The following is a 10,204-nucleotide window of genomic DNA, read 5'->3' on the forward strand; positions in this document are numbered from 1 at the left end:
TTGAAAGTCTGGTGTCCTAACCGTTAGACGAAGGGGGCGCTTTCAGCGTTTCCGCTTGACAACTCGCTTAACTATACGCGAATCCTCAGAACATGCAAATCTCGGCGTGTCGCAGCGTCGCAAAATCGCCATCAACCCGTTGCCAAAGTGCTGAAAATCGTTGAAATCAAGCCATTTCAGCACTTCAACAACAGACCAACCGGCACTATACGCAGCGATAGGTGAAGTCATGAATCACACGACCGGCAGCAAGTCCTTTTTTCTCAAAATTCGTGAGAATTCGTCCGGAAAAACGCTCGGATTCGGTGAAATCGGCGTGTCGCAGACCGGCCGCTTCGTCGGCATTTCCCTTGCCAACATGCTCGACCGGCAAACTCACCGTAAGCATGCCGTCATTATGGAATCCTTCAAGACCATCCATCACCTCATGCACATGCAATGCATAGTCTTCGATGTCGGTGGCGATACGCCACACTCCCCCATCCCGCAACGTGCGATGAATCTCACCGGCAAGCTCCGGCTGCACGATACGACGCTTGTGGTGGCGCATCTTGGGCCACGGATCAGGGAAGAAGGTCCATACTTCAGCGATCGATCCATCCGCCGCGGCTTTGAAGAGCTCAGGAGCGTTGACCTGCGCGATGCGCAGATTGGTCAGGCCTTGCTTGCCTGCGAGCAGCATGGTATGCGCCACGCCCGGATCATAGACCTCAAGCGCCAGGAAGTTCATATCGGGGTGTTCAGCAGCGGCCGCAACAACGTTTTCCCCCTGGCCGGTACCGATTTCCACAATCAGAGGATTGACATTGCCCCACACATCCGCGATATACGCCCGATCGAACACCAGATCGCCTCGCACATCAAGCGACCCCTCGCCCGCGTTGATTTTCAGCAGATACGTATCTGCATAGGCATCCCATGCACGCTGCAAGCGTGCGTCGAGCCTGGCGGAACGACGCACGAAGGACAACACCTTGCGCCCATACAAGGCAGGACGCTGGCCAGCATCAGCCCGTTGTTCATCTTGCGTTTTTGACATGTTTTGTTCGTTTTCGCCGTTAACTTGATTTTCAGTCGGCGTGTTCACATCTTCTTGCATACCCTAATTTATAGAGGAAACGCAGGAAAGGGTCGATTATGTGCGTTCCTGTTCATGTGTTATACTCAAATTGTTCAAAAGGTAACAAACTAGAGCAAAAGTGAACAACGTTCGTTGGACGTTTGTTTTTCGAACCAAAGCGCTTTAACGCTCATTTTGGAGGAAAGGACAGAACATGACAGTTCTCGTCACTGGTGGGTGCGGCTACATCGGCGCTCACGTCGTCCACGCTCTTCACCAGGCCGGCGAACAGGTCGTCGTCGTTGACGATCTGAGCTACGGCAAGCCAACCCGCATCGAAGGCTCCCGCCTGTACGGCATGGATATCGCCGCACCGGGTGCCGGCGAACGCCTCGCCGAAATCATGAAGGCCGAAGGCGTCGATTCCGTCATCCACTTCGCAGCCCGCAAGCAGGTCGGCGAATCCGTTGAAAAGCCGCTGTGGTACTACCAGCAGAACATCAACGGCATGCTCAACGTGCTCATCGGCATGCGCGACTCCGGCGCCAAGAAGCTCGTCTTCTCCTCTTCCGCAGCCACTTACGGCGTTCCGCCGGTCGACGTGGTTCCGGAAGACGTCGTTCCGATGCTGCCGATCAACCCGTACGGCCAGACCAAGCTGTTCGGCGAGTGGATGGCCCGCGCCTGCGAGGAGCCGTACGGCATTCGCTTCTGCGGCCTGCGCTACTTCAACGTGGCCGGTTGCGGCCCGGTCGAGCTTGAGGATCCGGCAATCCTGAACCTCATCCCGATGCTGTTCGACCGTCTGAAGAAGGGCAAGGCCCCTGCGATCTTCGGCGACGACTACCCGACTCCGGATGGCACCTGCGTGCGCGACTACATCCACGTCTCCGATCTGGCCGACGCCCACATCGCCGCCCTGAAGTATCTGGACCGCGATGAACGCAAGTACGACGCCTTCAACGTCGGCACCGGCGAAGGCACCTCCGTGCGTCAGATCGTCGATGAGGTCAAGAAGGTCACCGGCCTGCCGTTCGAAGAGACCGTCATGGCCCGTCGCGCAGGCGATCCGCCGCACCTGATCGGCTCCCCGAAGCGCATCAACGAAGAGATGGGCTGGCACGCACAGTACAACGTCGAAGACATCGTGAAGTCCGCTTGGGATGCATGGCAGGCCAATCCGGAACACCACATCGACGTCGAGACCTGGAAACAGACCGACTGATTCCACCAGCAATTCGTAGTGTCGTGAGCGACAACACGGCACCGCAACGGTAACGGCCGGTCGCATATGAGAAGTTTTCCCCTCATATGCGACCGGCCGTTGCTTTTCTTCCCTACTACTGCCGCAGTTTAAGCAAATACTTTCTTTCAGCAATTCATACGAATATTCATCGATGACACGCCGAAATTTGCACGATAGCGACTTTGCCGTAATATATCTATCTGTTGCCAGTCGCAAGGCTGAAACAACGGCCCCGTAGCTCAGTTGGTTAGAGCGCCGCCCTGTCACGGCGGAGGTCACCGGTTCAAGTCCGGCCGGGGTCGCTTTTTTTATTTTTCATTTCTATTTTTCTCTGATTTACATCAATTGCGCAATATTACTTTTGCAATCTCTTGCGATTTCTTAAGATCTTTCGAAATCATTGAAATCATACGGATACAAGAAAGCCCGGCTCTTGCGAACCGGGCTTTTCGACGGAAAAATCGTATGCAATCGTCAGAGCTGCCGCTCAACCCAATCAACGATGAACGGGGCCACTTCCTCAATCTGGTCAATCGCCACTTCGAATTCGCGGGCGCCGCCATACCAAGGATCGACCAAATCAATCTCACTTTCGTAGCCTGCGACAGGCTTGGCAAGATTCGGATCGAAACTACGGTACATATGCACGTTCTCACGCTTGGCCTGCGGCAGCTGACGCAGTAGCGCACGCATATGCGAAGCGGTCATCGGCAGAAACAGGTCGGTACGCTCGATCTCATCGCGGGTGATGCGATGGGCGAAATGATGTGCCGGCAGCTCATATCCACGCTCACGGAGCACCTTGACGGCACGACGATCGATCGGATTGCCATACTCTTCGTCGCTCACGCCACTGGACTCGACGTTGACCTTGTCGGCAAGGCCACGACGCTCGAATTCAGTGCGCAGAATGATTTCGGCCATGGGAGAACGGCAGATATTGCCGGTACACACGGTCATCACGGTATACATACGGTTACTCCTCGCGATTCTTCGCATACGTCATGAAACGGAATCCGGCGATATCTCCGGAACCCTTCCGCGTGTTCTGCCACACGCCCTCTTCAAGCACCTTCCAAGCGCCGGATTCCACCAGCGACTTCACGTCGGGCGCGTAGGTATCGGCATCGGCATGCATGCTGATCTGCGTCACATACGCCTTGTCCGCAAATGGCATGGCCTCACGGAACAGCTGGCCGCCACCGATAATCCAGATTTCGCTGCGGTCAAGACCGTCATCCGGAATGGCTTCCTGTCGTGCCAGATCAAGCGCATCATCCAGACTGTCGACCACGGTCGCTCCCGGCGCAGTGTAAGCCGGATCACGCGAAACCACGATATTGTCGCGATTCGGCAGCGGACGATACTTCGGGCTCAGGGACTCCCACGTCTTACGCCCCATAATGACCGGATGCGAGACGGTAAGCTCCTTGAAACGCCTCATATCCTCGGGCAGATGCCATGGCATGCCACCCTCGAATCCGATGGCGCCGTCATGACCTTCCTTGTCACAGGCCTGCGCCCAAATCAGATTCACCGAGAACGTCTTGGGGAAATCATCGCCCCAATCCTCCTCGTCCTCAAGCCCGGCAAGTCCGGGCTCGGGTTCGTGATAGCCACTGCGGCTACTGTCATGCTCCATTTCACTCACTCCTTGCAGTCGAACTAGGGTCAGTAGTCTAACGTCTGGCGACGACTCTCAGACCGCCACCGGCGCCTTGATGGTTGGATGGTGCTGGTAGCCGACGATTTCAAAATCACTGTAATCGTAATCGAACAGCGAATCGGCTTTGTTAATACGGATCTGCGGATACGGGTATGGATCGCGGCTCAACTGCTCCAACACCTGGTCGATGTGATTGTCGTACACGTGGCAGTCGCCACCCGTCCACACGAACTCCCCCGGCTGCAGTCCCGCCTGCTGAGCGATCATCAACGTCAACAGCGAATAGGATGCGATATTGAACGGTACGCCGAGGAACATGTCGCAGGAACGCTGATATAGCTGGCACGAAAGTTTGCCATCCGCCACGTAGAACTGGAAGAGCGCGTGGCATGGCGGCAACGCCATATTCTCCACTTCGGCAGGATTCCAAGCGGACACGACCATACGACGAGAATCCGGGTGATTCTCGACAAGATCAAGCACATTGCTGATCTGATCGATGGTACGGTTCGGATCATCGGGCGTGGGCGCCGGCCAGCTACGCCACTGCGCGCCATATACGGGACCCAAATCGCCGTTCTCATCGGCCCATTCGTCCCAAATATGCACATTGCGCTCCTGCAGCCAACGCACGTTCGTGGAACCTTTCAGGAACCACAGCAACTCATAGGCAAGTCCCTTGAAAAACACCGTCTTCGTCGTGAGCAGCGGAAAATACTCGCTCAGGTCGAATCGCATCTGCTGGCCGAACAGACTGACGGTACCAGTGCCCGTACGATCGGACTTCAACGTGCCTTCCGTCAGGATCTTGCGCACAAGGTCTTCATATGGCATGGGAATGTCGGTTTCCGGGCGTGCCGGAATACGGGTACGGATATCTGCAAGTTGTTCAGGTGTCAAAGCCATGGTTGCAAGCTTAACAGTACAGAACGGCAGGTCAAGCATATGCCACCCGCGCGTTGATTGTTTACGCTTTTCGGAATGCCTCCTAGCGAACAGGCATCAATGGATTACATTAGGTATGTAGGCGAGGAGCGAACGGCGCTCCCGGCAAGACGATGAGGAGTTCACCATGGGCAAAAGACTGTGGGTCGAGCGTAACAAAGACGGTTCTTGGGATGCTTTCGGCGAGGATGGCGCGCATATCAAGTTCGGCAAGGGTCGTGGACAGTTCACGCCGGGCGACCTGATGAAGATCGCGCTGGCCGGTTGCGCCGCACTGTCAAGCCAGTTCGCCGTCGAGCATACGCTGGGCGAGGGCAAGGGCGCGAAAATCGTTGTGGACGGCACCTATGACGCCGACAATGACGCATACATCGGTTTCGACGAACAGGTGGTCATCGACGCCACCGACGCCGGTCTGAGCGATGAGGATGCGGCAAAGCTTAAGGAACGCGTCACTCGTCATATCGACAAGGGCTGCACGGTGAAGCATACGTACGTGGAGAAGACTCCGGTCCGCATGGACGTCACCATCAAGCACTGACGTTTTCTTTTTTTAAAAAAAAAGGCGATTGCAACGCTTTTCGCAGTGTTGCAATCGCCTTTTTATATGTACCTGTTGAATTTACTGACGATCGGGATCGATCTTGGTTTCGATGGCTTCGACCACATCCGGCTCGGCCTTGGAAACCGGCACCTCCTCGACACCCTTGATATCGTCAAGAGCCTTCGGCTTGACTTCCGCCGGCGAGCTCGGAACCGTGTCAAGACGGGTTTCCGCAGCCTCGACATACTTGCGGGGCACCACATACACCGGGCCGACCGCGTGCTGCAGCAAGCCCTGGCTGGTGGAGCCGAGCAGCAGGCCAGTGAAGCCGCCGCGACCACGGGAACCGACCACGACGACGTCGTGATCATAGCTGGCCTTGGTCAGCGCGCCAACCGCCGGGCCAGGCACGATCTGCTTGTTGATCTTCAAATCCGGATGGGCTTCCTCAAGCGGCTTGATACGCACTTCCAGATCATCCTTGAACGAGGCCATCACACCTTCGTCGTCGGAACCCTTCATGTTCGGCACCGCGGAAATAACATCCAGCTCGGCATCCCATGCGGCGGCGAAATTCGCCGCGATCTCCAGCGCCTTCAAACCCCACTTGGATTCGTCGGAGCCGACGGCCACCTTGGTGATGGTGTTGTTCAAGTGCATCAGATTGCCGTCATCGTCAGTGTACGGCACCACTACGATCGGGCAGTATGCATACGCCGGCAGACTGGAGCTGGTCGTGCCCAGCAGACGTTCCGCCAGACCGCCTTTGCCGCGATTGCCGATGACGATGAGATTGTAGTTACGAGACAGTTCCACGAATACGGAAGCCGGATCGCCCGTAACAATAAGCGTGGTAGCCTCAACACCCTGCTCGTCGGCGATGGCCTTGGCCTTCGAAAGAATCTCCTGCGCGTCGCTATGGGCCGCATTGTCATCCCCCATGGCGGTGTATGTCGCGTCGAAGGAAACAGCGGCATAGCTCGGCAACGAGTATGCGCATACGATCTGCAGCGTCAGTCCCGCATGCTTCGCATAGTTCGCAGCCCACCAAGTGGCCTTATAGCTGGCGTGGGATCCATCAACACCAACGAGGATTGCCTTGTCGTTAATCATGGACGACCTCCTTGAATCACCTCGGCAACGCGACCATGCGTCGCCTCTAGGCTCCACCATACCGCGCGACATGCGGTTTTGTCAGTAACGACTCGGTCTTTTCCATACAAAAAGGCGTATCCCCGAAAGGATACGCCTTAAAAAAATCAAACCGTATGTTCACTCAGAGCACACGACGAATCGCATAGCCACCTGAGAATACGGCCAGCGAAGTGACCTGCGTTCCCTGAGCCGGATTCAGCGCGTTGATCACCATGCCGTTGCCAATATAGATCGCGGCATGCTGAGTATTGACGATGATATCCCCAGGAGCTGCTTCGGCAATGCTTCCAACTGCCGTTCCAACGCTCATCTGGGCACCAGAATAATGCGGCAGGCTTACCCCGAACTGGGCGAACACCCACTGTACGAAACCAGAGCAATCCCAGCCGGACGGAGTATTGCCTCCGGCCACGTAAGGATAGCCTTGGAACTGCAGAGCGTAGTCGGCCAGAGCCTGCCCAGTGGCACTCGCGGGAGCCGTAGGAACGCTGATGGAAGCACGATCGGAAGAACGACTGGCAGCCTGAGATTCAGCCTGTGCCTGAGCTTGGGCCGCCTGTGCTTGAGCTTCGGCCTCAGCCTGCTCCTGAGCCTTCTGGTCCTTTTCCGCCTGAGACTCGGTCTGGGGAACATCCAAGCTTTCGATGCCACCCCAATCGGCGTTAGATTCAACATCCGTGGATGTGTGCTCGGCGAGAAAATCACGCTTAGCCGCGGTGGTCTTCGGGAAAGAACGTGTAGCGGTTACCGTGGTATCAGCCATAGCACCGCCTGCGCTTGCGGCGGGAACCGCCGCACCCAACAAGGCAGATACAGCAACAACGGCGAAGATACTCGTGAAACGTTTAGCAATATTCATCGTGTCTGAAGCTACCATACACGTTCCCCCGCAGCAGAACAGCAAGATAACCAGAACAGTGTCATATCACGCGACACGCCGACGCAATCACGCTACGCCAAAAAGTGACGGCAAGCGCAGATTAACGAAAACAGAGAAATCAGTAATGGATATATGTCAACTGCGAAGCTTCCTGCGCAGTGAACGTACGATCGGAAATCACGCCAAGACCCTTGACGTTGGATTCCGAAATCTTAATCGAACCGTCGGCATTCACTCCTTCGACAATCGCGACATGCCCGTAATAGCTGTCCGCGCCCATTTGGCCTGGAGCGAATACCACAATATCGCCAACGTGACGTGCCGTATTGTCAACCCAATAGCCGAGAGCGCGAGCGGAATCACCCCAACTCCGCGCATCACCAAAATGGCTTCCGGCAGGCAGGCCAAGCTGTGCACGACGGGTATACGCCCACCATGTGCACTGACCGTATGGATAGTCATTGCCGGTATCACCGGTGCCGTGGTTCGGATTGAAGCCCGAAGGAAGAAGACCGGCGTCCTGATCCATGAGAACGGCGACATTGGGATTGTCGGCAATGGACTTTGACAGAAGATTCGTGTCCATGGAGGAACTGGTTTCGCCAAGCTGCCAATCACCGCTATTGCTGGTGGAGGCCAGAGCGTCTAGATCGCTACGGGACTCGGAACGGGATGCCGCATCGTCGGAGACACGCTTCATCTGCGTGGTAGTGGCGGCATTGTCGGCAAAAGTCATTTCAGACGCATTCTGCTGGCCGACCGCCATGGCAGTGGCCGCGGTGCCGACCAGCGCGGCCAGCGATGCGGAAGCCATGAATGCGGAGCGACGACCGGCCGCACGAGCGGCTTCACGCATGGCGCGGCGGCTCATCGGAGCCACTTCATTCAGCTTTTCGGCAACCGCAGGCTCAAGACCTACAACGGCACCCCCACCATTTGCCAGCTGGACCATACGAACGGCCTTGGCGGTGTGGGAACCGCGGCTCGAGGTGAACAGCGCCTTGGCAACGCTGAAACGCTCATTCGAAACCTTGGCAGCTTTATGCGCCGCATGCCTCATATATCAACACTCCTTGCGGATTACTTCAACCACAGCAGGCTTATGACCGCGTGGTTACAGAACCGTCACGGAAGCTCAGGCTACACCGACACCGGGATATCGCAGTCATCATCGCCACGTCATGGTTCCGAAAAGCGGTCATCACCACGCACAATCCGACCATCTGACTACCCTAGGTTGTCATGACGAACACTGTGACCATTCCTTCCAACGTGCTTCCGGAAGACGGACGTTTCGGCTCAGGGCCGACCAAAATCCGCCCGGAGCAAATCCAAGCGCTCGATAAGGGAGCCCGTAATCTTCTGGGAACCTCCCATCGACAGACCCCCATCAAGCAGGTGGTCGGCTCAATCCGCGAAGGACTGTCCGAATTCTTCCAGATTCCCGATGGCTACGAAGTGGTGCTGGGCAACGGCGGAGCCAGCGCGTTCTGGGATATCGCCTGCGCCTCGCTGATCACCCGCAAGGCCGCATTCGGCACGTACGGCTCATTCAGCTCGAAGTTCGCCAAGTCAGCGCAATCCGCACCGTTCCTTGAGGAGCCGGAGATTTTCGCAGGAGAGCCGGGAACATATCGCCTGCCTGAGCTCACGGAATACGTGGACACTTATTGCTGGGCCCACAATGAGACTTCCACCGGCGTTGCCGCACCGATCAAACGCATCGCAGGCACCAAGGAGCAGGGTGCGCTCACGCTGATCGACGCCACCAGTGGCGCCGGCGCGCTGCCGGTCGACATCAGCCAGACCGACGCCTACTATTTCTCGCCGCAAAAAGCTTTCGGATCCGATGGCGGACTATGGATTGCCGTACTCTCCCCCGCTGCAATCGAACGCGCCTACGGCATCGCCAAAAGCGTGGATCTTCCGGGCGCACGCCGCTGGATTCCTCCGTTCCTTTCCCTGACTTCGGCCATCGAGAATTCCCGCAAGGATCAGACGCTCAACACGCCGGCAGTGGCAACGCTGATCATGCTGGAAAACCAGGTTCGTTGGCTCAACGACAACGGTGGGCTCGCCTGGGCTTCGGCCCGCTGCGCAAGGTCTGCGTCCCTGCTGTACCAGTGGGCGGAGAAGTCCGATTACGCCTCCCCGTTCGTAAACGACAGGAACGCGCGCTCCAACGCCGTGGTCACCATCGATATCAACGATGGCATCAATGCATCCCAAGTGGTGGCGGCATTGCGCGAAAACGGCATTGTGGACACCAACGGATACCGTAAGCTCGGCCGAAACCAGCTTCGCATCGGCGTGTTCCCGTCCGTGGAACCCAGCGATGTGGATGCGCTCACCCGCTGTATCGACTACGTGGTGGAACATCTCTGATGCAAGGTAAGGTGTGGCGATATGAAGATTGCTCCGATTATTGATCCCAGCGTGAGGAAACCTTCGCCGAAACCGGTGCGCGTCGACCTACGCAAGGTATTCATGTTTGGCACCGCGCTATGGGCCATCGCTTTGGTGGTCTGCATCGTACTTATCGCATTCGGCATCGACGCGGAACGCGCGCAAACCGTCTGCGAAGCGGGTACGGTCATCGGCGTGCTCATGCTGGTTTGGGAGCATTTCGACCGTTGGGATTATCGCCGTCTTGGCGAGTAATCGGCAATATACCCCCGAAAAATCCTCAAAAAATATGATGCCCGTCT

Annotated in this window: 11 protein-coding genes and 1 tRNA gene; 5 read left to right on the plus strand and 7 right to left on the minus strand. The window is 56.7% G+C overall.

Going from position 1 to position 10,204, the window contains the following annotated elements:
- Positions 1 to 205: 205 nt before the first annotated feature.
- Positions 206 to 1,099: a tRNA (guanosine(46)-N7)-methyltransferase TrmB gene (trmB, locus tag Q5H33_RS07275; protein ID WP_117793666.1), complete on the minus strand. Its 894-nt coding sequence runs from the start codon at positions 1,097 to 1,099 to the stop codon at positions 206 to 208.
- Between the two features lie 175 nt (positions 1,100 to 1,274).
- Here trmB and galE point away from each other — a divergent pair, with 175 nt between their 5' ends.
- Both galE and Q5H33_RS07285 read left to right on the plus strand, forming a co-directional pair.
- Positions 1,275 to 2,285 carry a UDP-glucose 4-epimerase GalE gene (gene galE, locus Q5H33_RS07280; RefSeq protein WP_034880509.1) on the plus strand — a complete coding sequence of 337 codons (1,011 nt, stop codon included), beginning with the start codon at positions 1,275 to 1,277 and terminating at the stop codon, positions 2,283 to 2,285.
- A 249-nt stretch (positions 2,286 to 2,534) separates the two neighbouring features.
- Positions 2,535 to 2,608 (plus strand) — tRNA-Asp (locus Q5H33_RS07285).
- A 172-nt stretch (positions 2,609 to 2,780) separates the two neighbouring features.
- On the opposite strand, the gene Q5H33_RS07290 is transcribed toward Q5H33_RS07285, so the two are convergent.
- The 3 genes from Q5H33_RS07290 to Q5H33_RS07300 are packed head-to-tail and all read right to left on the minus strand — an operon-like array spanning position 2,781 to position 4,806.
- Positions 2,781 to 3,278 (minus strand): low molecular weight protein-tyrosine-phosphatase, encoded by a 498-nt coding sequence (locus Q5H33_RS07290; RefSeq protein ID WP_033524216.1) that lies wholly within the window; start codon positions 3,276 to 3,278, stop codon positions 2,781 to 2,783.
- 4 nt (positions 3,279 to 3,282) lie between these two features.
- Complete coding sequence (locus Q5H33_RS07295) at positions 3,283 to 3,948, minus strand: dihydrofolate reductase (RefSeq protein ID WP_004219905.1); 666 nt, start codon at positions 3,946 to 3,948, stop codon at positions 3,283 to 3,285.
- 57 nt (positions 3,949 to 4,005) lie between these two features.
- Entirely contained in the window at positions 4,006 to 4,806 is an 801-nt protein-coding gene (locus Q5H33_RS07300) for a thymidylate synthase (protein WP_171025347.1), read from the minus strand.
- A 238-nt stretch (positions 4,807 to 5,044) separates the two neighbouring features.
- On the opposite strand from Q5H33_RS07300, the gene Q5H33_RS07305 reads away from it, so the two are divergent.
- Positions 5,045 to 5,458: an OsmC family protein gene (locus tag Q5H33_RS07305; protein ID WP_117611790.1), complete on the plus strand. Its 414-nt coding sequence runs from the start codon at positions 5,045 to 5,047 to the stop codon at positions 5,456 to 5,458.
- An 81-nt stretch (positions 5,459 to 5,539) separates the two neighbouring features.
- Here Q5H33_RS07305 and Q5H33_RS07310 read toward each other — a convergent pair whose 3' ends face one another.
- From Q5H33_RS07310 to Q5H33_RS07320, 3 genes are all read right to left on the minus strand, one after another.
- Positions 5,540 to 6,574: a universal stress protein gene (locus Q5H33_RS07310; RefSeq protein WP_004219911.1), complete on the minus strand. Its 1,035-nt coding sequence runs from the start codon at positions 6,572 to 6,574 to the stop codon at positions 5,540 to 5,542.
- Positions 6,575 to 6,737: 163 nt separating this feature from the next.
- Positions 6,738 to 7,379: a C40 family peptidase gene (locus tag Q5H33_RS07315; protein ID WP_226555380.1), complete on the minus strand. Its 642-nt coding sequence runs from the start codon at positions 7,377 to 7,379 to the stop codon at positions 6,738 to 6,740.
- Positions 7,380 to 7,614: 235 nt separating this feature from the next.
- Entirely contained in the window at positions 7,615 to 8,556 is a 942-nt protein-coding gene (locus tag Q5H33_RS07320) for a CHAP domain-containing protein (protein ID WP_065435521.1), read from the minus strand.
- A 182-nt stretch (positions 8,557 to 8,738) separates the two neighbouring features.
- Between Q5H33_RS07320 and serC the strand changes: the two genes are divergently transcribed.
- Both serC and Q5H33_RS07330 read left to right on the plus strand, forming a co-directional pair.
- The gene (serC, locus tag Q5H33_RS07325) at positions 8,739 to 9,881 is read left to right on the plus strand and encodes a phosphoserine transaminase (protein ID WP_004219916.1); all 1,143 of its coding nucleotides are present in this window, start codon (positions 8,739 to 8,741) and stop codon (positions 9,879 to 9,881) included.
- A 21-nt stretch (positions 9,882 to 9,902) separates the two neighbouring features.
- A complete protein-coding gene (locus tag Q5H33_RS07330) occupies positions 9,903 to 10,157 on the plus strand; it encodes a DUF2530 domain-containing protein (protein WP_004219918.1) in 255 nt (84 codons plus the stop codon).
- The last annotated feature ends 47 nt before the right edge of the window (positions 10,158 to 10,204 follow it).

The organism is uncultured Bifidobacterium sp. (genome assembly GCF_959020145.1).
Classification (GTDB): domain Bacteria; phylum Actinomycetota; class Actinomycetes; order Actinomycetales; family Bifidobacteriaceae; genus Bifidobacterium.